The sequence below is a fragment of the Nocardia sp. NPDC052566 genome, from assembly GCF_044547285.1.
Lineage (GTDB): Bacteria > Actinomycetota > Actinomycetes > Mycobacteriales > Mycobacteriaceae > Nocardia.
The window spans coordinates 307,962-331,910 of record NZ_JBIUAF010000001.1; the positions used below are offsets into that span (position 1 = coordinate 307,962).

Annotated in this window: 24 protein-coding genes; 19 read left to right on the forward strand and 5 right to left on the reverse strand. The window is 67.5% G+C overall.

Going from position 1 to position 23,949, the window contains the following annotated elements; translation table 11 throughout:
• Positions 1 to 188 precede the first annotated feature (188 nt).
• From ACIG5A_RS01350 to ACIG5A_RS01400, 11 genes are all read left to right on the forward strand, one after another.
• Positions 189 to 1,049, forward strand: coding sequence for an arpA protein (locus ACIG5A_RS01350; protein ID WP_397236426.1), 861 nt, complete (start codon positions 189 to 191; stop codon positions 1,047 to 1,049).
• Between the two features lie 28 nt (positions 1,050 to 1,077).
• Positions 1,078 to 1,902, forward strand: a complete 825-nt coding sequence (locus tag ACIG5A_RS01355) for a class I SAM-dependent methyltransferase (RefSeq protein ID WP_397236428.1) — start codon at positions 1,078 to 1,080, stop codon at positions 1,900 to 1,902.
• Complete coding sequence (locus ACIG5A_RS01360) at positions 1,899 to 3,722, forward strand: choline/carnitine O-acyltransferase (RefSeq protein ID WP_397236430.1); 1,824 nt, start codon at positions 1,899 to 1,901, stop codon at positions 3,720 to 3,722. Before ACIG5A_RS01355 ends, ACIG5A_RS01360 begins: the two co-directional genes overlap by 4 nt.
• Positions 3,723 to 3,768: 46 nt before the next feature.
• Positions 3,769 to 4,032 carry a phosphoribosyl-ATP diphosphatase gene (locus ACIG5A_RS01365; protein WP_397236432.1) on the forward strand — a complete coding sequence of 88 codons (264 nt, stop codon included), beginning with the start codon at positions 3,769 to 3,771 and terminating at the stop codon, positions 4,030 to 4,032.
• Between the two features lie 45 nt (positions 4,033 to 4,077).
• Positions 4,078 to 4,929: an ATP phosphoribosyltransferase gene (gene hisG / locus ACIG5A_RS01370; RefSeq protein WP_397236434.1), complete on the forward strand. Its 852-nt coding sequence runs from the start codon at positions 4,078 to 4,080 to the stop codon at positions 4,927 to 4,929.
• Between the two features lie 88 nt (positions 4,930 to 5,017).
• Complete coding sequence (locus ACIG5A_RS01375; protein ID WP_397236436.1) at positions 5,018 to 6,544, forward strand: beta-propeller fold lactonase family protein; 1,527 nt, start codon at positions 5,018 to 5,020, stop codon at positions 6,542 to 6,544.
• 68 nt (positions 6,545 to 6,612) lie between these two features.
• Positions 6,613 to 7,371 (forward strand): DeoR/GlpR family DNA-binding transcription regulator, encoded by a 759-nt coding sequence (locus tag ACIG5A_RS01380; protein WP_397236438.1) that lies wholly within the window; start codon positions 6,613 to 6,615, stop codon positions 7,369 to 7,371.
• A 433-nt stretch (positions 7,372 to 7,804) separates the two neighbouring features.
• Positions 7,805 to 9,043, forward strand: coding sequence for an MFS transporter (locus ACIG5A_RS01385; protein ID WP_397236440.1), 1,239 nt, complete (start codon positions 7,805 to 7,807; stop codon positions 9,041 to 9,043).
• Positions 9,044 to 9,488: 445 nt separating this feature from the next.
• On the forward strand, positions 9,489 to 9,623 hold the full coding sequence (locus tag ACIG5A_RS01390; protein WP_397236442.1) for a hypothetical protein: 135 nt from the start codon (positions 9,489 to 9,491) through the stop codon (positions 9,621 to 9,623).
• Complete coding sequence (locus ACIG5A_RS01395; RefSeq protein WP_397236445.1) at positions 9,623 to 10,843, forward strand: YeiH family protein; 1,221 nt, start codon at positions 9,623 to 9,625, stop codon at positions 10,841 to 10,843. The genes ACIG5A_RS01390 and ACIG5A_RS01395 overlap by 1 nt, the downstream gene beginning before the upstream one ends.
• Positions 10,844 to 11,026: 183 nt before the next feature.
• Entirely contained in the window at positions 11,027 to 11,194 is a 168-nt protein-coding gene (locus ACIG5A_RS01400) for a hypothetical protein (RefSeq protein ID WP_397236447.1), read from the forward strand.
• Here ACIG5A_RS01400 and ACIG5A_RS01405 read toward each other — a convergent pair.
• Positions 11,191 to 12,078, reverse strand: coding sequence for a RecB family exonuclease (locus tag ACIG5A_RS01405; protein ID WP_397236449.1), 888 nt, complete (start codon positions 12,076 to 12,078; stop codon positions 11,191 to 11,193). The genes ACIG5A_RS01400 and ACIG5A_RS01405 overlap by 4 nt on opposite strands.
• 73 nt (positions 12,079 to 12,151) lie before the next feature.
• Between ACIG5A_RS01405 and ACIG5A_RS01410 the strand changes: the two genes are divergently transcribed.
• Positions 12,152 to 12,985, forward strand: coding sequence for a tRNA (adenine-N1)-methyltransferase (locus tag ACIG5A_RS01410; protein WP_397236451.1), 834 nt, complete (start codon positions 12,152 to 12,154; stop codon positions 12,983 to 12,985).
• Positions 12,986 to 13,057: 72 nt separating this feature from the next.
• Here ACIG5A_RS01410 and ACIG5A_RS01415 read toward each other — a convergent pair whose 3' ends face one another.
• Entirely contained in the window at positions 13,058 to 13,537 is a 480-nt protein-coding gene (locus ACIG5A_RS01415; protein WP_397236453.1) for a hypothetical protein, read from the reverse strand.
• A 212-nt stretch (positions 13,538 to 13,749) separates the two neighbouring features.
• Between ACIG5A_RS01415 and arc the strand changes: the two genes are divergently transcribed.
• Positions 13,750 to 15,510, forward strand: a complete 1,761-nt coding sequence (gene arc / locus ACIG5A_RS01420; protein ID WP_397236455.1) for a proteasome ATPase — start codon at positions 13,750 to 13,752, stop codon at positions 15,508 to 15,510.
• Positions 15,511 to 15,799: 289 nt separating this feature from the next.
• On the opposite strand, the gene ACIG5A_RS01425 is transcribed toward arc, so the two are convergent.
• Complete coding sequence (locus ACIG5A_RS01425; protein WP_397236458.1) at positions 15,800 to 16,534, reverse strand: peptidylprolyl isomerase; 735 nt, start codon at positions 16,532 to 16,534, stop codon at positions 15,800 to 15,802.
• A gap of 129 nt (positions 16,535 to 16,663) precedes the next feature.
• Here ACIG5A_RS01425 and ACIG5A_RS01430 point away from each other — a divergent pair, with 129 nt between their 5' ends.
• From ACIG5A_RS01430 to ACIG5A_RS01440, 3 genes are all read left to right on the forward strand, one after another.
• Positions 16,664 to 17,287, forward strand: a complete 624-nt coding sequence (locus ACIG5A_RS01430) for a TetR/AcrR family transcriptional regulator (protein ID WP_397236460.1) — start codon at positions 16,664 to 16,666, stop codon at positions 17,285 to 17,287.
• 133 nt (positions 17,288 to 17,420) lie between these two features.
• Entirely contained in the window at positions 17,421 to 18,941 is a 1,521-nt protein-coding gene (locus tag ACIG5A_RS01435) for a glycosyltransferase family 39 protein (protein ID WP_397236462.1), read from the forward strand.
• 195 nt (positions 18,942 to 19,136) lie between these two features.
• Positions 19,137 to 19,559, forward strand: coding sequence for a hypothetical protein (locus tag ACIG5A_RS01440; protein ID WP_397236464.1), 423 nt, complete (start codon positions 19,137 to 19,139; stop codon positions 19,557 to 19,559).
• A gap of 5 nt (positions 19,560 to 19,564) precedes the next feature.
• Here the strand turns inward: ACIG5A_RS01440 and ACIG5A_RS01445 are convergent, their stop codons facing one another.
• Entirely contained in the window at positions 19,565 to 20,188 is a 624-nt protein-coding gene (locus ACIG5A_RS01445) for a class I SAM-dependent DNA methyltransferase (protein WP_397236466.1), read from the reverse strand.
• 240 nt (positions 20,189 to 20,428) lie between these two features.
• Between ACIG5A_RS01445 and ACIG5A_RS01450 the strand changes: the two genes are divergently transcribed.
• The 3 genes from ACIG5A_RS01450 to ACIG5A_RS01460 all read left to right on the forward strand — a co-directional run bounded on the left by ACIG5A_RS01450 (position 20,429) and on the right by ACIG5A_RS01460 (position 22,443).
• Complete coding sequence (locus ACIG5A_RS01450) at positions 20,429 to 20,626, forward strand: hypothetical protein (RefSeq protein ID WP_397236468.1); 198 nt, start codon at positions 20,429 to 20,431, stop codon at positions 20,624 to 20,626.
• A gap of 555 nt (positions 20,627 to 21,181) precedes the next feature.
• Positions 21,182 to 21,988, forward strand: coding sequence for a hypothetical protein (locus tag ACIG5A_RS01455; RefSeq protein WP_397236470.1), 807 nt, complete (start codon positions 21,182 to 21,184; stop codon positions 21,986 to 21,988).
• A gap of 11 nt (positions 21,989 to 21,999) precedes the next feature.
• Positions 22,000 to 22,443, forward strand: coding sequence for a hypothetical protein (locus ACIG5A_RS01460; RefSeq protein ID WP_397236472.1), 444 nt, complete (start codon positions 22,000 to 22,002; stop codon positions 22,441 to 22,443).
• Positions 22,444 to 22,447: 4 nt separating this feature from the next.
• Here the strand turns inward: ACIG5A_RS01460 and ACIG5A_RS01465 are convergent, their stop codons facing one another.
• A complete protein-coding gene (locus tag ACIG5A_RS01465) occupies positions 22,448 to 23,890 on the reverse strand; it encodes an aminotransferase class I/II-fold pyridoxal phosphate-dependent enzyme (protein WP_397236474.1) in 1,443 nt (480 codons plus the stop codon).
• Positions 23,891 to 23,949: the final 59 nt, after the last annotated feature.

A 23,949-nucleotide genomic window follows, 5' to 3' on the forward strand; every position in this document is an offset into this window, starting at 1 on the left:
GGGATGCGGTGCGCGCACGGCGGGTTTTGCCCGCGCATCGACTCGGCAAACCGATCGATGGCCGCGCTTGACGTCGGAGTCGCTGTGTCGCAACGAGATTGACCACAGAATTTATCTGTGACCGTCATCACCAGCAATCTCGCCGAAAACTCGCTCGAGTGTGGCGGCCCTGCACCAGAATGACGCGCATGGCAGCGGTGGGCTCGCTATCCGAGATTGTCGACACCACACGGTATCCGCTCGCGGATGTCGAGAGACCTGCCCGCGCAGCGGTGGTCGATGCGGCGCGTCGAGACCTCGCCGCGCGCGGGTGCACGGTGCTGCGCGGCTTCGTGCGACCGGAACTGCTGGAGTCGCTGCGTGCCGAGGGGGAGGGGATGGCACCGCACGCGTACTACACGGTGGAGCGGGTGAACGCCTACAACATCCCGCTGGATTCCGAACTGGCACAGGACCATCCGGCCCGCATCGTGCTGGAGCGGGGCAATGCGTTCGTCGCCCGCGACCGGATCCCGGCGGACGCGCTGATTCAGCGGATCTACACCGATGCCGGTTTCCAGCGCTTCATCGCCGACTGTTTCGACCTGGCCGAGCTGTACGAGTTCGCCGATCCGCTGGCGGGGCTCTGCCTCAATGTCGTCGCGCCCGGCATGTCGCATCCCTGGCATTTCGACACCAACGAGTTCACCGTGAGCATGCTCACCCAGCGGGCCGACGAGGGCGGAATCTTCGAGTACTGCCCCAATATTCGCGCGCCGCAGGACGAACGCCTCGACGATGTGCGCGCGGTGCTCACCGGTGCGGGCGCGCCGCCGATCCGCCGGCTGGATCTGCGCCCAGGTGATCTGCAGCTGTTCCAGGGGCGGTTCTCCCTACACCGGGTGTCGCCGGTAGCCGGTGCGCGGCAACGGCATTCGGCGATCTTCGCCTACACCGACCGGGCCGGTGTGATCGGCGCCGTTGCGCGCACCCGCCAGTTGTTCGGGCGCGTACTGCCCGAACACCTGGCCGCGGCCGATGTGGTCCGTGGCGACCGCCTGCTCGACTGAGCAGCGCGCGAAGGAGAGGAAGACAGCAGTGCCAGTGCCGTTGCATACGACCGGGAAAGCCTCCTTCGACGACATCTACCACCGGCCCGATCCGCGCGAGTACTACGCCCGCATGCGCGAGCTGAACTATCGCATTCCCGAGCTGGCGAAACCGTTCTTCCAGCAGCAGATCAAGGAGCTGCGCGCGGCGGGCGTCGAACATCCGACCGTGCTCGATATCGGCTGCTCCTACGGCGTCAACGCCGCGCTGCTGCGTTTCGACACCACGATGAGCGAATTGGCCGACCACTACGGTGATTCGGCCGACGCCGACCGTCACACACTTGTCGCCCGCGATCAGGCCCGCCTCGCCGACTGCGAGGGGCTACCCGGCGTTCGACTAGTCGGCATGGACGTCTCTCACGACGCCGTCTCCTATGCACACGCCGCCGGGTTGCTGCACGACATCGTGCACGCCGATCTCGAGGCGGCCGAACCCACCGAGGCGCAGCGGCGCACCCTGGCCTCGGTCGACCTCGTCATCTCGACCGGCTGCATCGGCTATGTCACCGAGAAGACCCTGGGCAGGCTCGTCGCGGCGAATCCCGATCGCAGGCCGTGGATGGCGCACTTCGTGCTGCGCATGTTCGGCTTCGACGACATCGCCGCGCAATTGGCCGAGCTCGGCTATCGCACCGTGCGTGCGCCCGGCCTGTTCGAACAGCGCAGGTTCGCCTCGGACGCGGAACGAACTCAGGTGCTGAATACCTTGGCCGCCAACGGAATCGACGCCACCGGCTGTGAAACCGATGGCTGGCTGTACGCAAACCTCTACCTCTCCCGCCCCATCGACGATCACGAGGCCGAGCAGTGACCGAACGTACCTTCGACGCCGACGACCGCCTGCCCCGGGTGCCGTTGCCGACCTTGGAAGACAGCTGCGCTCGCTTCCGGCAGTGGTGTGCGCCGCTGCTCACCGCGGACGAGCTGGCCGCCACGGATGCCGCCGTCGCCGACCTGCTTCGCCCCGGTGGTCCAGGGCGGGCGCTGCACGCGGCGCTGGCGGAATACGATGCGACGCCGGGCGTCGGCAGCTGGCTCGATCTGTTCTGGCCGTCGCGCTATCTCGGCCGCCGGGACCGAATCGCGTTGAACGCCAACTTCTTCTTCCTCTTCCGCGACGACACACCGCTGGCCGCGTCGACCACCGCCGGTCAGGTGGAGCGGGCCGCCGGAATCATCACCGCGGCACTGGATTACAAACTCGCACTCGATGCCGCCGCGATTCCACCGGTTGTGCAACGCGGGCAACGGCTTTCGATGTGGCAGAACAGGTATCTGTTCTCCGAGACGCGGATACCCGGTGAGCGGCAGGACACCGTGCGGGTGCCGTACACCGACGAATGGCCCGGCCCCGCGCAGGCGAAGCACATCCTGGTGTTCCATCGCGGCGCCATGTTCCGGATGGATGTCCTCGGCGCCGACAATGCGCCGTACCCGCCGGGCGATCTCGCCGACGGATTGAGTGCGGTGCTGAAAGCCGGTGTGCGGCAGGCCGCGCCGGATACATCCGTCGGACATCTCACCACGAAGGCGCGTGCGGAGTGGGCGCGCAGCAGGCAGATGTTGCGTGCCGAACCTGCGAACGTGGCCGCGCTGGACGTCGTCGAAACGGCATTGTTCACGGTCTGCCTGGAGGATTTCACCCCGCGTGACGAACTGCACGCCTGCGATCAGCTGCTGCACGGTGACAGCGCGAACCGATGGTTCGACAAGTCGCTCTCGTTCATCGTCTTCGGCGACGGGCAGGCGGGCATCAATGTCGAGCACTGCGGTCTGGACGGCACCACCATCCTCTCGTTCGTCGACACCCTGTTGGAGACGCCGGTCGGTGAGCACGCCGCCCGGTCGGGCGCGCGGAGCCAGGGCCTGCCCGCGGTCGAGCCGATCGAGTTCGTCCTTGATACCGCACTGCGCGCCGATATCGCGGCCGCAGGCGCCGACTTCGCCGCGTACGCCGCGGCGAATGCCACCGCGACGGTGAGCTTCGGCGATTTCGGGACGGGGACGGCGAAACAGCTCGGTATCTCCCCGGATGCCTTCGCGCAATTGAGCTACCAACTCGCGCACCGGCGCAGCAAGGGTCTGACCGGAGCCACCTACGAGTCCATCGCCACCCGCCAGTATCGCAACGGCCGCACCGAGGCCATGCGTGTGGTCACCCCGGAGATGGTGGCCTTCGTCGATGCCATGCGGGATCCGGCGGTGGACGCCGCAGACCGCAGGGCGGCTGCCCGCACCGCCGCGACCGCGCACGTCGAACGGGCCAAGCAGTGCCAGGCGGGCGACGCACCCGAACAGCACCTCTGGGAGCTGCAGTGGATCCAGCGACGGCGCGGTGCCGAGCTGGGGGTGACCGAGCCGATCCCGCTGTACGACAGTCCGGGGTGGACGATCATGCGTGACGACTACCTGAGCACCAGTTCGGCGCCGTCGGTCAACATCCGCTACTTCGGCTTCGGTTCGACCAGCTCGCGCTGTATCGGTGTCGCCTACGTGCTGCTGCCGGACCGGTGGAACCTGTATCTGGCCACCCCGGAACCGGTCGCCGATCAGATGTACGCCTTCGCGGATCACCTGCGTGGAGCGGTCGCGGACCTGCGCGCCCTGTTGTCCGGCGGTGAGCCTGGGTGAGCCCGGAGCAACGACCCCGCATGCGGGTCTGAAACAATGTTCCCCCGTGAAGACTTTCGAAACCCTGTTCGCCGAGCTGCAGGAACGTTCGGTTACCCGCCCCGAGGGGTCCGGGACCGTTGCCGCGCTGGACGCGGGCGTGCATACCCAGGGTAAGAAGGTGCTCGAGGAGGCGGGTGAGGTGTGGCTGGCCGCCGAACACGAGAGCGATGACTCGCTCGCCGAGGAGATCTCGCAGCTGCTGTACTGGGTCCAGGTGCTGATGGTGGGTCGGGGACTGAAGCTCGAGGACGTCTACCGACATCTGTGATTGCCGCTCCCGCCGCATTTCACTCCTCGAAAGGACATCCTCCCCATGCTGCGCGTCGCAGTCCCCAACAAAGGCGCCCTGTCCGAATCCGCGACCTCGATCCTGGCCGAGGCCGGCTACCGCAGGCGCACCGATTCGCGCGACCTGACCGTGTTCGACCCGGCGAACCAGGTCGAGTTCTTCTTCCTGCGGCCCAAGGACATCGCCATCTACGTCGGCTCCGGTGAGCTCGACCTCGGCATCACCGGCCGCGACCTCGCGCTGGATTCCGGTGCGCCCGTGCAGGAACGGCTCGCGCTCGGCTTCGGCCGCTCCACCTTCCGCTACGCCGCCCCCGCCGGGCGCGAGTGGACCGTCGAGGATCTCGACGACAAGCGCATCGCCACCTCCTACCCGAACCTGGTGCTCACCGACCTGCAGAAGCGCGGTATCCAGGCCGAGGTGATCCGCCTCGACGGCGCGGTGGAGATCTCCATCCAGCTCGGCGTCGCCGACGCGATCGCCGATGTGGTCGGCTCGGGGCGCACGCTGCGTCAGCACAACCTGGTCGCCTTCGGTGATTCGCTGTGCGATTCGGAGGGTGTGCTGATCGAGCGCAACGGCTCCGATCGGCGTGACCGGGCCCGCAACCAGCTGATCGCCCGGATCCAGGGTGTCGTCTTCGGTCAGCAGTACGTGATGCTCGACTACGACTGCCCGAAGGAGCTCCTGGACGAGGCCATCAGGATCACCCCCGGCCTCGAATCGCCGACGGTGTCGCCGCTCGCCGATTCGAACTGGGTCGCCATCCGTGCCATGGTGCCGCGCAAGCAGGGCAACGAGGTCATGGATCAGCTCGCCGAACTGGGCGCCAAGGCCATCCTGGCCTTCGACATCCGTTCCTGCCGCGCCTTCTGATCGCGGGCAGCGGCGTCGGGCGAAAACGCCGGTTGACACGGGAATCCGTCACGTACTGTTGGTGATTCGGATCACGTGAGGGAAGACCATGGCATCGGCCCGGTCACTGCGGACTGTCGTCGCCACACGGGGACCGCTGGCCGAGGATGCGCAGCGGGCGCTCGCACGCGATCTGGCGCGGGCGCTCGCGCGGTGGCATCGCGGCGGGCGGGTGCATGGTCGACTGACACCGGGGGCGGTGGGGCTCGCGCCGACCGTCGCACTGACGCCCGGTAGTGACCAGATCGCCGATACCGCAGGGTATTCGGCGCCGGAGGTGCTCACCGGTGGTGACACCGGCGCCGCGGCGGATATCTTCGCGTTCGGTGCCGTGCTCGTCTTCGCGGCCACCGGTGCCGGTCCGTTCGGGCCCGGATCGCCACTGCGCGTGCTGCAGCGGACCGTCGAGGACGAGCCGGACCTGCGCGGCGTGCCGGACGGGTTGCGCGAGCTGGCGCTCGAATGTCTGGCCAAGGACCCGGATCGACGGCCGGATGCGGAGCAGCTCGTCGCGCGGCTCACGGATCCGGCTGTGCCGCCGGGGCTTCCGGCTTCGGCCCGATATGTGCTGATCGCCGGTGGCCTGGTGGCCGCGGCGCTCATCGCGTTCGGTGCCGTCCTCGTATTCGACCGTGACACAACGAAGCCCACGCCGAGCGCGGCGCTCGCGGAGGGGCCGGTCAGGATCGCCATGCCGGGCGTGAGCGATATCGCGGTGACGCCCGACGGACGACGGGTCTACCTGGCGAACCGCTTGCAGAACACCGTGACGGTCCTCGACGCGACGACGAACACCGTCGCCGACGTGCTGCCGGTGCCCGGGCAGCCGACCGGATTGGCCGTCACCGCCGACGGGACAAGGGTTTTCGTGGTGACCAGCAATGCGGTCGCCACGATCGATACCAGGGCAGGGGAGGTGAGCGGGCAGATCGTGCTCGACGCGAGCACGGTGTACGACGATATCGCCGTCACGCCGGACGGCAGCCGCCTCTATCTCGCCGACGGCAGCCGCTCCACCGTCTCCGTCATCGATCCGGGGGCAGGCGCGGCCTCCGCCACGATTCCGTTGCGCACCAGTGCACATGGCCGGGTGAGCGCATTGCAGATGGCGCCGGACGGGCGATCGGTCTACGTCGGGCATACCGATCGGCTCACCATCCTGGATACCGCCACCGATACTGTGCGCGCCGAATTCCCTTACGCCGGAACCCCGGAGCGGATGGCGGTGAGCCCGGACGGACGGTTCGTCTATCTGCTCCGCTTCGCGCCGACCGTCTCGGTCTTCGATACCACCGCGCAGGCGTTCGGTGAGGTGCGGCTCAGTGGCATCGGCATCGACGCCGTCGCCGAACCCGCCGGAAGGTATGTCTTCATCGCCGGGCAGAGCCTGCCACCCGACGATGGGATGGGGGTGCTCGTCGCGGTGGACATCGCGACGGGCGCCGAGGTGGGTGCGCTGACCTTCGTGCCGGGCGCAGGCCGGGTTGCGGTCGCTCCCGACGGCCGTCACGTCTATGCCGCCGATCGGAACGGTGCGGGTCTGCTGATCATCGACGTCACCCATTTTGCCAGATAGGGGCCCATTCACTGATCAAATGATCACTACAGACTTTCGAATGATCGCAATCGATGTACGATTGATCCATGACAGCGGAAGCCAGGCATGCCGAAATCGTTCGGGAGTTGCAGTCGTCGGAATCGGTGAGCGTGGTCGACCTGGCACGCAAACTCGATACCTCGGAGGTCACCATCCGGCGTGACCTCGCCGAACTGGAGCAGACCGGAGTGCTGCGCCGGGTGCGCGGCGGCGCGGTGAGCGCCACCCTGCGCGGCGACGAGATGCCGTTCGCCATGCGGGAAATGGAGGCCGCCGAACAGAAGACCAGGATCGCGGCCGCGGCCGTCCGGCTGATCGCCGACGCCGAAGCGGTGGTACTCGACAGCGGCACAACGGGATTGGCCGCGGCCAGGCAATTGACTGGACGCCGCGTCACCGTGATGCCGCTGTCCGTCGGCTCGATCGGCGTACTGAGCGCGGCAACCGGCGTCTCCCTGCTGCTCCCCGGCGGCAATGTGCGCCGCGGTGAACTGTCGGTCGTCGGCCCCCTCACCGAACAGTGCCTGGCCGCACTGCGTTTCGACACCGTGCTGCTCACCTGCTGCGGCATCGCCAACCGCCACGGCGTCACCGCGCACGACCTCCAGGACGCCGCCGTCAAACGCCGCGCCATCGCCTCCTCGGCCCGCGTGATCGCCATGGTCGACGGCAGCAAATTCAGCAAAACCGCCATGGCGGTGGTCTGCCCGGTCACCGATATCGACATCGTGGTGACCGACACGGACGCACCGGCCGACGAGGTCGCCGCACTGCGCGCGTCCGGTGTCGAGGTGCACTGTGTCTGAAAGAGATTCGTCCCCTGAACACGAAGCGGCCTTCAGATGGACCGGCTCGGCTGGAAGCGACATGGTGACAGCGAGTGATCTGGTAGCGGTGCTCGATGCGGCCGCCGAGCCCGGTGCGGCGGCTGTGCACGGTGCGGTGGCTGTGGACGGTGCGGTGGCTGTGGACGGTGCGGTGGCTGTGGACGGTGCGGTGGCTGCGGATGGAGCGGCGGCAGAGCGTGATGCGATGGCCGTGCGCGACGCCCAGGTTGAGTCCGGCGTAGCGGCTGAGCGGGCTGTGCCGTCTATGAATGAGGTGAGCGGGGGCGAGGCAGCGGCTGCGGGTGCCGCAATGCCTGCGGGTGCCGCCGCTACCGAGCGGGCTGTGCTGTCTGCGGGCGATATGTTGGATGCGCGCGATACATCGTCTGGCAGTGCGGCTTGGCGCGCGCACGTGGCGATCGCTGATGCCGCGCGTCGTGCGCATGTGGCCGTCGCCGTGACATTTCTGGCGCACGCGCTGTTGTTCGCCTCGTGGACGGCTCACATACCGCAGTTGAAGGAGTCGCTCGGTCTTGATGACGCTGCGTTGGGCACCGCGCTGCTGGGTGCGCCGATCGGGTCGCTGGTCGCGATGGCGGCGGTCGGCAAGCTGTTGCCGGTGATCGGCAGCCATCGGCTGATTCCGATCACCGCCGTCGGCTATGCGATCAGCGGTGTCGCCGTTGGGTTTTCGGGTTCGGCGGCCGCGCTGTTCGCGACGCTCGCGCTGTGGGGTGTGTTCCACGGCGCTCTCGATGTGGTGATGAATACGCAGGCCGTCACCGTTGAGCGGGCGCTCGGCAGTCCGATCATGGCGCGGCTGCACGGGATGTGGAGCGTCGGCGGTTTCGTCGGTGCGCTGCTCGGGGCGGGTGCGGTGAGCGTCGGCATCGGATTGCCGTTGCAGCAGGGCGCGCTCGGTCTCGTCGCGGTCGCGGCCCTCGCCGGGCTGACAGGCCGATTGCTTCCCGATCAGGCGAAGCGCACCGAAGCCGAGGGCCTCGATGCCGAGGGCATTGCAGCTGAGCACGTCAAAGAGGAACCCGCACAGCGCAAATGGACGTTCTCCTCGACCGTCCTTGTCCTCGGCGTCGTGGCCTTCGCTGCGATGTTCTGCGAGGGTGCGGCCGCGGACTGGTCGGCGAACTACCTGCGCAACGACCTCGGCACCGGGGCGGGCGTTGCCGGGCTCGGCTATGTCGCGTTCGCGCTGGCCATGCTCACCACCCGACTGTCCGGGCCGTTCCTGCAATCCCGATTCCGCACCGCGACACTGCTTCCCGTGCTCGCCCTGCTCGCGGTGGTGGGTATGGTCGCCGCGCTGGCGACCGGGCAGACGATCATCGCGCTGTGCGGTCTCGCCGCACTCGGTTTCGGCCTCGCCCTCGTCGTGCCGACCGCCTTCAGTGCCGCGGGCGCCACGAATCATGAAGCGGGCAACGCCGGTTCGGTGATCGCCGCGGTCTCCGCGCTCGGCTGGATAGGCTTCCTCGCGGGCCCACCCCTGATCGGCCACCTAGCCGACGCGGTAGGTCTCCCGAAAGCACTTGCGGTCCTTCCCCTACTAACCCTGGTCATCGCAATCCTGATCCGCCGCACCCGCCCGTTCGCCCCAACCCCAACCACCCCCGTCGCCACCTCATCCGGATAAGGTGCGGCGCCACCAGATCCAGCCCGCCGAGCGCAGTCGAATGGCCCTGCGACACGCCGTAATCGGGGGCCGTTCGACCGCGCTCGCCGATCTCTTCATCTCGAGAACGGCACCACAGCCAGATGACCCGGCTGGAAGCTCAGAACATGCACCTGACTCGACTGCCAAGCCGGGAACCGCACTCGACGCGCCCAGCACTGCTTAGGTAAACCCCTCGCCGCCGAGCCCTTTCACGCAGTAGCCACCGAGGCGGTCAAGCCCCATTCGCAGCCAGCCATCGAGCGCAGTCGAATGGTGGCTGGGTACGGCGTGTCGCACCGCCATTCGACTGCGCTCGACGGAGATCGGTGGCGCGCCATTAATTCAGGGTGAGTGCAACCGGTGTGGACTCGGTGCGGGCATTGCTACCTTGCGCCTCTCGATGAGGAATGCAGGGAGTTCGACCATGTCACAGACACCGCCCGGGGAACGTTCGGGCAGCACATTCGTATGGAGCGAGGACTGGCTCGCCGCCGTCGTCGGGCTGGCGTTGATCGGGCTGGTCCTGGTCGGCGCCATTCCCGATTGGCTGGTGCCGTGATGTCGGAAGTCGAAATCGGGGCGGGCCGGAAAGTAGGGGCGGGCACCGACGCCGAGTCGGGCCAGGAAGCCGTGGCGGAGAGCGGGTCTCCCACGGTGGATCCGCCAGTCAGTTCGGAAACCGCCGCGCTCCAGGCGATTCCGCGCCCCTCGGCCGGTGAGATCGTCGCAGGCGTCGCCATCGTGATCGCCCTCGGCGCGCTGACCCGCTACTTCGACACCCATGTCCCGCGCTGGGCCGCCGATACGCCGCTCGAGCGCGTCGCCAAGTCCATCGAATTCCCGGTGTACGCCATCGCGATCGGTCTCATCGGCAACGTTCTGCTCACCAAACTGAATCTGCGGGAACGGCTTTCGGCGGGCTTCCGCACCGAGTTCTTCATCAAGACCGGTGTGGTGCTGCTCGGCGCTTCGATCAATCTGAAGATCCTGGTGACCGCGGCGGGCCCGTCGATCGTGCAGGCACTGCTGCTGATCACCTCGGTCTTCGGGTTCACCTGGTGGCTCGGCGGGCGGCTGGGCCTGGACGACAAGTTGCGCGCCCTGCTGTCGTCGGCGGTATCCATCTGCGGTGTGAGCGCGGCCATCGCGGCGGCGGGCGCGGTGCAGGCCAAGCGCGAGCAGATCGCCTACGCGGCCTCGCTGGTGATCATCTTCGCGCTGCCGTCGATCTTCGTCCTGCCGTGGCTCTCCGATGTCTTCGGCCTGTCCGATGCGGTGGCGGGCGCCTGGATCGGCGGCAATATCGACACCACCGCCGCGGTCGCGGCGTCGGGCGCCATCGCGGGGGAGAAGGCGCTGCAGATCGCCACCATCGTGAAGACCACGCAGAACGCGCTGATCGGCATCGTCGCGATCGCGCTCACCGCGTACTTCACGCTGAAGGTCGAGCGGATTCCTGGCGCGAGCCGGCCATCAGCGCGTCAGTTCTGGGAGCGGTTCCCGAAGTTCGTCATCGGGTTCGTCGCCGCCTCGGTGATCGGCACCCTCTACCTGCAGTCGGTGGACAAGAAGACGGGCGCGGCGCATATCGCGATCGTCAACGATCTGCGCACCTGGTTCCTGATCTTCGCATTCGTCTCGATCGGCCTCGAGTTCTCGCTGCGCGGCCTGCGCGAGGCGGGCTGGCGCCCGGTGGTGGTGTTCGGCTCGGCCGTGGTCGTCAACCTGGCCGTCGGCCTTGGCCTTTCGGTCCTGTTGTTCCACGACTTCACGGTCTAGTTTCCGCGGGCCCGCCGTGCGTGCTGTGGGGCAGCGCGTACGGCGGGCCGATTGTGTTGCGGCGCGGCGGACGTTCACGAAAACCTAATGAACCGTTCGCCAGACTGACAGCGCCCGAACATCGAGGAAACCTGCGAAGGCGCTACTTTCCGCGAGTATTGTGCGCCTGGGAGGAAAGTTGTTGTGGAACCTGTAGTACTCGAGCCTGCCGGCGCATGGCCGAAAATTCGTAATCTGCTGGTCGCGGTGGGGGATGTGGTCGGGGTGCTCGTCCTGATCGCCGTGATCGCCATCATCGGATCGCACGAAGAGATCATGGGATCGATGGCCGAACTGTTCGGTATCGGCTAGTCCGCCACGGCGTCGGCCAGCGTCTCGTCCGCCGATTCATTGGTCCCGCCGTCCGGCCAGCCGGGATATTCGGGTGGCGTGCCGCCGAATTCGGGGCACAGCGCCTGGTAGTCGCAGAACCCGCACAGCCAGCTGCGGTTGGGCCGGAAATCGCCGGTGCGACCCGCCTCCAGGATCGCCTGCCACAGCGCGGAGAGCGTGCGCTCGAAGCGCAGCAGCTCCTCTTCGTCGGGGGCGTAGGTGAGTATCTGCTCGTCGGCCAGATAGATCAGCCGCAGCTGCGCGGGCACCACACCGCGGGTGCGCAGGATCACCAGTGCGTAGAACTTGAGCTGGAACAGCGCCCTGGTCTCCTGCTCGGTGCCCGGCGCGCGGCCGGTCTTGTAGTCCACCACGCGCAGCTGACCGGTCGGCGCGATATCGATCCGGTCGACGAAGCCGCGCAGCACCACGCCGTCGGCCAGCTCGACTTCGACCCGCGATTCGCAGGACTCCGGATCGAATCGGGTCGGATCCTCGAGCCGGTAGTAGCTCTCGACCAGCGCGCGCACCTCGCCGAGGAAGCCACCGACCTCCGCGGCGGCGACCACCTCGCCCGCCTCGGGATGACCCGCGAGCACCCGCGTCCACGCGGGCTCGACCAGTGCCTCGGCCCGCTCGGGCCGCCGTTCGGCGGTCGGCAGGCCGTACAGATCCTCCAGTACCGCGTGCACCACGGTGCCGCGCAGCGCGTGCCGCGACGGCTGCTCCGGTATCCGATCGATCGCCCGGTACCGGTACTTCAGCGGGCACTGTTTGAAATCCATTGCCCGCGAAGGCGACAGCGCGGGCCGCGAGCGGCTCGCCGCCGGATCGGCAGGGGGCGTGGATACGGGCACTGGCATACCTGGCAGGCTATCCGGCGGTACCGACACGCCGCTGCGATCGGCGGCGACAGCACAGAGAGAACGGAGATTCATGACGGCCAGACGGACCGGGCCATTCGCCATCGGGGACCGGGTACAGCTGACCGATGCCAAGGGCCGCCTGTACACGGTGGTCCTGGAAGAGGGCAAGGAGTTCCACACCCACCGCGGCGGGATCAAGCACGACAGCCTGATCGGCACCGACGAGGGTTCGGTGGTGCACTCCACCAACGGCACCCCGTATCTGGCGCTGCGCCCGCTGCTGGTCGACTATGTGCTGTCGATGCCGCGTGGCGCGGCGGTCATCTACCCGAAGGATGCCGCGCAGATCGTGCACGAGGGTGACGTGTTCCCTGGCGCGCGGGTGCTCGAGGCGGGTGCTGGCTCCGGCGCGCTGACATGCTCGCTGTTGCGCGCGGTCGGGCCCGAGGGTGAGGTGATTTCGTACGAGATCCGCGACGACCACGCCGAGCACGCGGTGCGCAACGTGGAAACGTTCTTCGGCGAACGCCCGGCTAACTGGTCGCTGACCGTCGCCGATGTCGCCGACTACACCGGCGAACCGGTCGATCGCGTCGTCCTCGACATGCTCGCGCCGTGGGACGCGCTGCCCGCGGTGTCCAAGGCGCTGGTGCCCGGCGGTGTGCTGCTCGTCTATGTGGCGACGGTGACCCAGTTGTCCAAGGTGGTCGAGGCGCTGCGCGAGCAGGAGTGCTGGACCGAACCGCGCTCGTGGGAATCGATGGTGCGCGGCTGGCACGTGGTCGGCCTCGCGGTGCGCCCCGAACATCGGATGCAGGGCCACACGGCGTTCCTGGTGAGCGCGCGCCGCCTCGCCGAGGGCACGGTCACCCCGAAGCCGCAGCGCCGCCCGTCCAAGGGCTGAGGCCGTTCGGAAGGGCTGAGCCGGTGATCACGCACCCCGTCACTGGGACGGGGACGGGGTGCGCGCACGGTGTCACGGCGTGCAGGGCGCCTGGGCGAAGCCGAGCATGGTGCAGGCGCTCGCATCGGAGAGCTTCCACTTGCCGTCGATATTTTCCCAGGTCAGCGGCATGGCGGGGGCGGCGCCGTGCGGGGAGTTGATGACGACCTGCGCCGTGGCCTTGGGGCCTTCGACCTTGATGTCGCTGACCGCGAAGGTCAGGTTGTAGCCGGCCAGGCCCTGGTTCATCTTGTCGATGTTGGCGGAGCGCTTCTCGCCGTTGACGATTGCCGCGGTCTTGTCCGCGGTCGGCTTGGCCGGATCGGCCAGCAGCGTCAAGGTGGCCTGCAGCTCCTCCGCCGTCGGTGCCGCGGTCTTGCCGTGCTCTCCGTGTGCGGCGCTGGTGCTCGCCGCGGCGCTGGTGCTGGTCGCCTTGGCGGTGTCGGACTTGTCGTCGGATCCGCAGGCGGCCAGGCCGACCGTAACGGCAAGGGCCGCCGCGGCGGTAGCCACGGAAATACGGAAAGTTCTGGCGGGAAGGAACATCTTCAGCAACCTTTCGGCTTGATCGGCGAGCAAGCTCACCGTGTCGGGGTTAGGGCAGGCTAACATGGCGGCTCGGCCGTCGATCGCAGCCCAGATGTGATCACGACGAAACCATGTCGGAAAGCGAGAACGGTTCGCGCCCGGTAGCGTTGATAGACCGGGACTGGGAGGAGCAGCACATGAGCCCCATCGAGAATTCGGATTCGGCGGCCTGGAGAGAGCTCGAGGCGGTACGCGCCGAGGCGGCTGCACTCCGAAGGCAACTCGCCGATTCGCCGGATCGCGCACGGGAATTGGAAGCCCGCATCGATTCGCTGACCATTCGCAACACCAAGCTGATGGACACACTCAAGGAGGCGCGCCAGCAGCTTGTCGCGTTGCGTGAGGAAGTCGATCGGCTGGGTCAGCCGCCCAGCGGGTACGGGATTCTGATCGGCGTGTTCGACGATCAGACGGTCGACGTGTTCACTTCGGGGCGCAAGATGCGGTTGACGTGTTCACCGAATATCGACACGACCACGCTCGAGTACGGCCAGACCGTGCGGTTGAACGAGGCACTCACGGTGGTCGAGGCCGGGCGTTTCGACGCGGTCGGTGAGATCGGTACGTTGCGCGAGATCCTCGACGACAGCCGCCGCGCGCTCGTCGTCGGGCATGCCGACGAGGAGCGGGTGGTCTGGCTCGCGGGTCCGCTCGCCAAGCTGGCCGAGATGGACGATCTGGAGGATCCGGATCAGCCGATTCGCAAACTGCGGCCGGGTGATTCGCTGCTCGTCGACACCAAGGCGGGCTTCGCCTTCGAGCGAATTCCCAAGGCTGAGGTCGAGGACCTCGTGCTCGAGGAAGTGCCCGACGTCGGCTACGAGGACATCGGCGGCCTGTCGCGCCAGATCGAGCAGATCCGCGACGCGGTGGAACTGCCCTTCCTGCACAAGGATCTGTTCCGCGAGTACGCGCTGCGCCCGCCCAAGGGCGTGCTGCTCTACGGTCCGCCCGGCTGCGGTAAGACGCTCATCGCCAAGGCGGTGGCGAACTCGCTGGCCAAGAAGATCGCCGAGGCGCGCGGTGAGGATGCCAAGGAAGCCAAGTCGTTCTTCCTCAACATCAAGGGCCCCGAGCTGCTGAACAAGTTCGTCGGCGAGACCGAGCGCCACATCAGGATCATCTTCCAGCGGGCGCGGGAGAAGGCGTCCGAGGGTACACCGGTGATCGTGTTCTTCGACGAGATGGACTCGATCTTCCGTACCCGCGGTTCGGGTGTGTCCTCCGACGTGGAGACCACGGTCGTGCCGCAGCTGCTGTCGGAGATCGACGGTGTCGAGGGACTCGAGAACGTCATCGTGATCGGTGCGTCGAACCGCGAGGACATGATCGACCCCGCGATCCTGCGGCCGGGACGGCTCGACGTGAAGATCAAGATCGAGCGGCCGGACGCGGAATCGGCACAGGACATCTTCTCCAAGTACCTCACGGAGACGCTGCCGCTGCACGCGGACGATCTGGCCGAATTCGGCGGCGATCGGGCGCTGTGCATCCGCGCGATGATCGAACGGGTCGTCGACCGGATGTACGCCGAGAGCGAGGACAACCGCTTCCTGGAGGTCACCTACGCCAACGGTGACAAGGAAGTCCTGTACTTCAAGGACTTCAACTCCGGCGCGATGATCCAGAACATCGTCGACCGCTCCAAGAAGTACGCGATCAAGGCGGTGCTCGACACCGGCAACCCGGGTCTGCGCATCCAGCATCTCTACGATTCGATCGTGGACGAGTTCTCCGAGAACGAGGACCTGCCCAACACCACGAATCCCGATGACTGGGCTCGCATCTCGGGTAAGAAGGGCGAACGGATCGTCTACATCCGCACCTTGGTCACGGGCAAGAACGCCAGTGCCAGCCGTGCGATCGACACCGAGTCGAACACCGGTCAGTACCTGTAAGGGGTGGCTGGGACCCACGGAGGGGCCGCGTTCCTTGGGAGTGCGGCCTTTCGGTCGGGCGAACGGATCGTCTACCTCCGGCTGCGTTGGATTCACCGGCAAGAACGCCAGTGCCAGCCGTGCGATCGACACCGAGTCGAACACCGGTCAGTACCTGTAAGGGGTGGCCGGGACCCACGGAGGGGCCGCGTTCCTTTGGGAGCGCGGCCTTTTCGGTCGGGCGAACGGATGCTCGGTTCCACGGAAGGGCCGCGTTCCATCGGGAGCGCGGCCCTTCCGGCTTTCTGGATCAGCCGCGCGAAGCGGAGACCAGATCGAGGACAACGTCCGCGACCGGCGCGCCGTCGCCGGAGCCGTCGGTCACGCCGCCGCCCGCGATATTGCTCAGCACCTCGGTGCCCGAGGAGATCTTGCCGAAAGGCGTGTAGTTCGCCGGCAATCGGGAGTCCTGGTACACCAGGAAGAACTGGCTGCCGTTGGTGTTCGGGCCCGAGTTGGCCATCGCGACGGTGCCCGCCGGGTAGGTCGCGCCCGCCAGGTTCTCGTCGGAGAACTGGTAGCCGGGGCCGCCGCGGCCGGTGCCGGTCGGGTCACCGCACTGCAGCACGTAGATGCCCTCGGTGGTCAGCCGGTGGCATTTGGTGTGGTCGAAGTAGCTTTCGTTGGCCAGGAAGGCGAACGAGTTCACCGTGCGCGGCGCCTTGGCCGCGTCCAGCGCGAGAGTCATCCTGCCGCAGCTGGTTTCGAGTGTCGCGGTGTAGGTCGCGGTGGTGTCGATCGACATCGCGGGCTCGACCGGCCACTGCTTGCCGTTCGGCTGGCCCGCCATGGGGGTGTTGCAGCCTGGCACCGAACCGGTGGTCCGCCAGATCATCGGCGCCGCGCCCGCGCTGCCCGAAGTGAGCGCGACGACGGCGGCGATGGCGGCAATGATGCTCGTACCGACTAGAACCCGGCGGCGAAGTCGCCGGCTGTGTTCGCGGGTCGCGTCGTCGAGTTGCTGCCCCGGCTGTTCGTTGCTCACTGTTCGGAGTCTCCTTCATTCGGGTTGTGCATCAGTCGATGCGGTGCGGATCATTCCATCTCCCCGCCGGAAGCGGGGCCGGTTGGCGCCTTTTGGACGTCGTCTGACCGCTCATGCTAAAATTTGGCCATGCGGTCAGAAAATGGTCCAAGTGGCCAGCGTTCCTTCATCGAGGAGGCGCGGCGGCGGCAGATCATCGCGTCCGCCGTCGAGGTGATCTCCGAATTGGGTTACGGGAACGCGTCTTTGGCTCGCATCGCGAAACATGCGGGCATCTCGAAGGGTGTCATCTCCTACCACTTCGAGGGCAAGGACGATTTGATGACGCAATTGGTCATTCAGCTGTATGTGTCCGGTGCCGAACACATCGCGCCGAAGGTCGCCGCGGTCGAGGGGGCGCGCAATCAGCTGATGGCCTATGTCGAAAGCAACCTCGACTTCATCGACGCCAACCGGAAGTTCGTCGCGGCGCTGACGGATGTGGTGTTCAACCTGCGCGACGGCGAGGGGCGGCTGCGGTTCGCCGGTGCCGACGGTGAGCGCGAGATCATCCAGCCGCTCATCGACATCATGCGCGAAGGGCAGCGCGCCGGGGAGTTCGGCGACTTCGACGCGGTGGTGATGGCCAAGCTGATTCGCGATGCCGTCGACGGCGCGGCCGGGCGGGCGATCCGTGAACCCGGCTTCGATATGAGCACGTATTCGGCGCAATTGCGCAGGACATTGGACCTGGCGACACGTAAGGACGGGTAGGCGTACAAGTGGAAGTGCCGGGGAGGTCTTCGCGTCTGATGGGGACCGGTGGGGAAGTGACAACAGTGTGGACGGTTCGCGTGCCGCGGCGCCGCGGCGGGTTCGGACCGGACAGGGACAGAGGGGACGAACGGTGACAACGACAGTGGAAGTCAAGGCGCGCCAGGCGGATATCGGTGAGCCGCCACCTTTCGCCTATCGAGAGGTCGCGGCGGTGACGGCGCTCGCCGCCATCGCGCTGTTCGCCTCGATCGGGCGATACGGATTCTTCGGCGACGAGATGTATTTCGTCGCCGCCGGGCGCAGGCTCGCCCTCGGATATGCCGATCAGGGCGTGCTGGTGCCCGCGATCGCGCGGGTGATGGATGTGCTGGCGCCGGGATCTCTGGTGGCGCTGCGCATTCCGGCCGTGCTGGTGACGCTGGCCGCGGTGGTGATCAGCGCTTTGATCGCCAGGGAGATGGGCGGGTCCCGCGCGGCGCAGGTGCTCACCGCGACGGCATACGCGACCTCGACGTTCCTGCTGGTGCAGGGAACGGTGCTGGCCACCAACACCATCGACACCGCGCTGTGGGTGCTGATCACCTGGCTGCTCATTCGCTGGGTGCGCACTCGGCGCGACGGCCTGCTGCTGTGGGCCGGTGTGGCGACCGCGATCGATATGCAGGTGAAGTGGCTGATCCCGTTCTTCTGGATCTCCGTCGCGGTGGCGGTGCTGCTCGCCGGACCGCGAGAAATGCTGCGGCGGCCCGCATTGTGGGCCGGCGCGGCGATTTCCGTCGCCGTGACCGTGCCGACGCTGATATGGCAGGCCGCGCGCGGCTGGCCGCAGCTCGGCATGGGTGCCGCGGTCTCGCACGAGCAGGACAGCATCGGCGGGCGCTACACGTTCGTGCCGATCGCGCTGATCGCGGCGGGCGTGCTCGGTGCGATGCTGCTCACCGTCGGCGTGTTCGCGCTGTTGCGCGCACCGGCCCTGCGGCCGTGGCGGTTCATCGGACTCGTGCTGCTGTTTCTGGTCGTGCTCTTCGTGATCACCAATGGCAGGCCGTATTACGCGGTGGGCTGCTACGCGGCCGTCATCGCGGCGGGTGCGGTGTGGTGGACGCGTGACGCGGCGCGCTGGCGCGCGATCGTCGCGATCGTGCTGTCGGTGGTGTCGGCGGCGGTGGTGATCTTCACGCTGCCGTGGCAGCCGGAATCGACGATCGAGCCGGTCGAGAGCGACACCCAGGCCGGGTTGTCGATCGGCCTGTACGGCAAGTTCGGCTGGCCGGAACTGCGCGACGGCGCCGCGGCGGCCTACCGCGCGCTGCCGGAACCCGAGCGTTCCCGCGCCGTCATCATCGCCGACTCATATTGGCAGGCAAGCGCTTTGGATGTCGAGCGGGAGAAGTACGGGCTGCCCGCCGTCTACAGCCCGAATCGCGGTTTCGGCTACTTCGGTACGCCGCCGGACTCGGCGACCACCGTGCTCTGGATCGGCGGTAAGGAGGCGGACGTGCGGGCGCTGTTCGGCACGGTGACGCCGATCGGGCGGGTCGACGCTCGGCTCGGTATCCCGGAACTGGCGCGCGATGTCACCATCTGGCGCTGCGATCAGCCGCGGACGCCGTGGTCGCAGTCCTGGAAGGGGATGTTGCGGCTGAACTGATCGTCGCCGGAGTGGGCAGGATCCGCTTCACGCGTGCTCACACCTGACGGCTGCTCGGCCTTCTCAAAGGTAGCTATTCGGTTGCTTTATGTCCGGCGCTGGCGTCGTGCGCACGGTGGCCACCTCCGCGGAGGTGGCCACTCGTTCGGGTGCGTCGGCGGCTGCGCGAGGTTTGCTGTGGTTATGCTCGACGTCATGAGGTGGGTCTGGTGTGCCGGCTTGATCGCGGTGAGCGGATGGGTCGCCGGGTGCCAGCAGATGCGCGCGTACTCGGATCTGCGGGAGGGTTCCTACGTCGACATGTCGGCGGTGCAGCGCGCCAACAGCGGGTCGCGCAGCTGGATTCCCGAGTGGATTCCCGGCACCGCGGTGAACATCCGCGAGAAGCACAACCTCGATACCAACGAGCAGATTCTGCGTTTCGGCCTCGGCGGAGTCGGGTTGCCGAGTGCCGCCTGTCTTCCCGCCGCACTGCCCGCCCCGCCGAAGCTGGCGGCCGAATGGTGGCCGGATCCGCTGCCCGAGGGGCGTGAGTACGAATGCGGGACGGACACCGGCCGGCAGTCGGTCGTCGTGGTGGATGACGACGTCTACGTCTGGCACAACGCGAACCGCTGAGGTCCTCAGGCCGGGCGATGGGCCAGCAGATAGGCGCGGGTGGTGGGCACCTCGGCGGGGTAGGCCTGGCGCTCGACCGTCGCGGAGATCGTGAAACCCGCCTTCTGCAACAGGGATTCGATCATCGGGCGCTCGTAGAAGCGGAAGTCCAGATCGACCGGATGACCCCACAGATCGTCGAAATGCCTTATCTCGTCGCCCATGTGGAACGACAGCAGCAGCGGTGCGCCCGGGTGCAGGGTGCGGTAGAACTCGCCGAAGGCGGCAGGCAGGTCGGCGGCGGCGACGTGGATGATCGAGTAGAACGCGACGATGCCGCCCCAGAACTGGTCGGGGAAGGGCAGTTCGGTCATATCGCCGACATGGAACTCGATATCGGGGTGTGCGGTGGCCGCGGTATCGATCATCCGGGGCGATAGGTCGACGCCGACCATCGGCACGCCGCGGTCACGGAGGTAGCGCGCGATATGGCCGGGGCCGCAACCGATGTCGGCGGCCGGGCGGTCGGCGCCCACCGCGCCGGCGAACACATTCAGGAGTGCGCGATCGAGCGGCTTGCCGTCGAGTTCGTCCCAGAACCGGTTCGCGTACTCGTCGGCGATCTCGTCGTAACTGTCCCGGGTGCCCACTGCCGCTCCTAGTGAAATAGCCATCGAGTGCATGGTTCTGGTTGCAGAGAACGCGATCCCGTCGCGGAAAACTAGGCACTCGGTGAAGCAGCCTAGTCGGATCGAGGGCGATCCGCTCAGTGGGCGACTGGTAACAGTAGGGCGGCGTTGGGGCGATGGTATGGATACACGGCGGGTTAGCGGAGCCGGAATGGGGAACACTCTCGCCACACGCCTAGTGTGCGGAAACGAGGTGTCATCATGAACAAGTTGGTCTGCGGCGATTGCTGGCGCCGGGAAAACCTGACGTTCGTGCAGCGACTGGACCCGGCCTTCATCCGGACCGGACACGTGCACCTGTGCGCCGAGCATCGCGCCCGCCGCGCCGAACTCCGCATGGGTTCGCGCTATGGCCGCCGCCCCGATGCCGACCCGGACACCCGCCCCGCCGCCGCCTGAAACACACACCAATTGGCTTCCCGCACACCGAATCGCAGGCGATTCGGTGTGCGGGAAGGCGAAAGGTGTGCGGTGGTGTGTGAATTGGGCTTGACGCAATACCGCGCGTCGCGCTGAAGGGTGTGTCGGCGAGTTGTGCCGCGTAGCCAGCGCGGACGTGTTCCCGGCGTTGCCCGATGTGCGCTAATTTCTAGGAATTGGTTGCTCTAAAAGTGGTCTGATGTCAGGATCGGAACCGCGCACGAGGGCGACTTTCCTTAGGTAGGCGCCACTCGTGCGAGATCACAAGATTCACCAGACTCGTTGCAAGGGAACAGCTTTGATTACTCGCGAGTATGTGAGCCCGGTCGAGTTCCAGCGGGCGCTGAGGGCGTGGACACCCTATGGCCGCAGGCGGATCCGGGCCTGGTTACCGATCACTGTCGCGCTCGGCGCCTGGCTCGCGCTGGATCTGGTCGTATTACTATTCGGCGGCTGAGTTTCGGTCTCTCGAATACCGGGTGTTCCGTTCGTATTTCGTTCGAGGTTCCCGAAATCCACACGCGGAGTATCAATATGACGCTCGCACCCTTCGCCGACCCCGATCGGCTGCCCGAACTGGGCCGGAAAGCGGCGCTGGAAGTTGTCCGTGAATTGGCGGGTGCGGCGAAATGTGTTCGCACGGGGATACTTCGGGTGTCGGGCGATCCGGGCGGCGACTTCCATATGGTCGGCGGCCGGATCGCGGCCGTGCACTCGCCGGGTGCGCCGGGGATATCGGAACTGCTCGCCCGGCCCGGCCGCGGATCCACCGGCGACGCCGAATTCCGGGTACTGGAAATGATGGCCGCGATGGACGGCGCCTTCGCGATCGTCGCGGGCTGGATCGCCGACTGCCGCTGGTCGGAGGTCCTGGATCCGGACGAGCCCGGCGGACCGCCGATCGGCACGGCGCGCGGCGTCGAACCGGACTGGTTGCTCGCGGAGACCGAGCGCAGGCTGCGCGTGGTGACCCTCGCGCGGGTGTCCCCGCATCGCAACCGGCTGATGCTCACCGACCGCGGCCGGACCCTGCTCGGGTCGACGGTCGGTGAGCGCCAGGCGATTCTGCGGCAGATCGACGGATCGCACTGCTGCCGGGATATCGCGTTCCGGCTCAACCGCGGCCTGTACGCGGTGACCGTCGAGGTGGCCAGGTTGCTGGCGGAGGACGTGCTCGTCGTCCCGCCGCCGCACCTGGCTCAGCCCACCGAGGACGGTCGCGACGCGCTGCCGCGCCGCCGCCGGGGCGCCAGCGGCATCAACGACATGATTCCACCCCGGCCACCGCAGGTCGTGCTGCGGGCCCCACCACTCATCACGCCGCCACCTGGGCGGCAATAGGAAAGGATGCGATGACTACACCGCGGAACACCGGCACTGGCTCGTCGAGCATGACCGACCGGGTCTCTGTTCTGGTCAAAGCGCTGCGGTCGGATGTGCCGGAGTGTGTGGCCTCCGGCGCCATCGATATGTCCACCGGGATGCTGCTCTCGGTCGAGACGGTCGACAATCATCCGCCGGAGGTGCTCGATCTGCTCGCCGCCGCGACGCTGGACATCTTCCAGGGACGCAATGTGGTGATGATCGAGGACATCTGGAAGGAGCGCCGCGGCATTCGCAGCGAGCGGCACTACTTCCAGGAAATCCTGGTCAACAGCGAGAATTTGACGCACCTGTTCATCAGGACCGACAGCCGTGACGACGTCGTCGTTGTCGTCGTCTGCCGCAAGTCCGTGAATGTCGGCATGCTGTTCGCCCAGGCGCGGCGCGTGCTGAAGGAGGTCGGCAGGATCTGAGCCGTCAGGCGCGGCGGATGCGGCGGTAGGTGGGGGCCGCCGTGGTCGCCGCGGCGAGTTCGGTGGCGAGCCAGTCGAGATCGTGGTCGGTAACGGGGGAGATGGTGATGCGTAGGTGATCGTTGCTCGGGTGATCGCGCAGTTCGAAGGGGCCGCCGGGGGCGGCTTTGATGCCCGCGGCGGCGAGGGAGATCATCGCGGCGTTCTCGTCGGTGACCGGGAGCCAGAGGTTGATGCCGTCGCCGCGGCCCAGGGGGACGCCGCGGCGGGCCAGCGCGCGGCGCAGTTCGGCTGAGCGCCTGCGATATTCGGTGCGGGCGGTGGTGACCGTGTCGATCGCGGTGTCGTCGTCGAGCATGGTGAGCAGCAGGCGCTGCAGCAGGCGGCTGGTCCAGCCGGGGCCGAGCATCCGGCGTTCGATCACCGGATCGAGCAGCTCGGCCGGGCCGCCCGCCACCGCGACCCGCAGGTCCGCGCCATGGGATTTCGAATACGAGCGGATGTGCACGGTGCGCGCGGGCAGCCGCGCGCCGAGCGAACGCAGTGGGGCGGCGGCGATTCCGGCGGAGTGATCGTCCTCGATGACGAGAACGCTGGTGCCCGACAGGATCTGGGCGAGGTCGCGGACGCGGCCCGCGGTGACCGAGATACCGGTCGGATTCTGCGCGCGCGGTTGCAGTATCAGCGCGGTGACACCGTATTCGGTGACGGCGCGGGCGAGATCGTCGGGGAGCAGGCCGGATTCGTCCATCCGGACGGGCACCGGTCGCGCGCCGAGTCTGGCGAGCAGATCGAGGAACGGCGGGAAACAGGGATCCTCGACGGCGACCGCGTCACCGAGCCGGACGTGCGCGCTCAGCACCCGGTCGATGGCGTCGAGTGCGCCGTCGAGTACGGCGACGGATTCGGGCCGGAACGGCCAGTCCGCGCGCACCCGTGCGGCGAGTTCGGGCAGCACCGCCTCGCCGAGATAGTCGGCGGCCAGATCGCTGTGACCGGAGATGGCACGCAGTGCCGCGCCGAGGTCGGGCAGCAGATTCGGGTCGGGGGTGCCGCGGGACAGATCGATGCGGAAGGCGCTGTCCGAGGGCGGATGCAGCCGCTGATAGCGCCCGGCGGGCGCCGCGGCACGGGTCGCGGGCGGTTCGCCGACGAAGGTGCCCGCGCGGCCGCGCGCGATGATCGCGCCCGCGGCGGCGAGCGCGCGCCAGGCCTGGTTGACGGTGGCGGGGGAGACCTTCAACTGTCGTGCGACCTCGCGCACCGTCGGCAGTCGAACACCGGGTTGCAGTGCGCCGGAACGGATTCGGCGGCTCACCGCGGCCGCGATGCCGGCGGGGGTCCGGTCGTCGAGGTCGGCGAGGAACGGTGCGGCCAGCGACGCGGGCATGCCGGTGCCCGCGCCGTCCGATGGCGCGTGCTCGGTGGTCGCGGGGTCGATGGTCACACGTTCATTCTGCTGGTACGGGTGTGCCGGAATATCGGCGGGCTCAAAACGTAACGGGC

Bases quoted from the DNA above. Each gene is read 5' to 3' on its own strand.
- ACIG5A_RS01460 (WP_397236472.1), top strand. From the start codon at position 22,000: ATGACTACACCGCGGAACACCGGCACTGGCTCGTCGAGCATGACCGAC.
- ACIG5A_RS01390 (WP_397236442.1), top strand. From the start codon at position 9,489: ATGTCACAGACACCGCCCGGGGAACGTTCGGGCAGCACATTCGTATGG.
- ACIG5A_RS01395 (WP_397236445.1), top strand. From the start codon at position 9,623: ATGTCGGAAGTCGAAATCGGGGCGGGCCGGAAAGTAGGGGCGGGCACC.
- ACIG5A_RS01455 (WP_397236470.1), top strand. From the start codon at position 21,182: ATGACGCTCGCACCCTTCGCCGACCCCGATCGGCTGCCCGAACTGGGC.
- ACIG5A_RS01405 (WP_397236449.1), bottom strand. From the start codon at position 12,078: ATGCCAGTGCCCGTATCCACGCCCCCTGCCGATCCGGCGGCGAGCCGC.
- ACIG5A_RS01430 (WP_397236460.1), top strand. From the start codon at position 16,664: ATGCGGTCAGAAAATGGTCCAAGTGGCCAGCGTTCCTTCATCGAGGAG.
- ACIG5A_RS01450 (WP_397236468.1), top strand. From the start codon at position 20,429: ATGAACAAGTTGGTCTGCGGCGATTGCTGGCGCCGGGAAAACCTGACG.
- ACIG5A_RS01380 (WP_397236438.1), top strand. From the start codon at position 6,613: ATGACAGCGGAAGCCAGGCATGCCGAAATCGTTCGGGAGTTGCAGTCG.
- ACIG5A_RS01375 (WP_397236436.1), top strand. From the start codon at position 5,018: ATGGCATCGGCCCGGTCACTGCGGACTGTCGTCGCCACACGGGGACCG.
- arc (WP_397236455.1), top strand. From the start codon at position 13,750: ATGAGCCCCATCGAGAATTCGGATTCGGCGGCCTGGAGAGAGCTCGAG.
- ACIG5A_RS01350 (WP_397236426.1), top strand. From the start codon at position 189: ATGGCAGCGGTGGGCTCGCTATCCGAGATTGTCGACACCACACGGTAT.
- hisG (WP_397236434.1), top strand. From the start codon at position 4,078: ATGCTGCGCGTCGCAGTCCCCAACAAAGGCGCCCTGTCCGAATCCGCG.
- ACIG5A_RS01410 (WP_397236451.1), top strand. From the start codon at position 12,152: ATGACGGCCAGACGGACCGGGCCATTCGCCATCGGGGACCGGGTACAG.
- ACIG5A_RS01440 (WP_397236464.1), top strand. From the start codon at position 19,137: ATGAGGTGGGTCTGGTGTGCCGGCTTGATCGCGGTGAGCGGATGGGTC.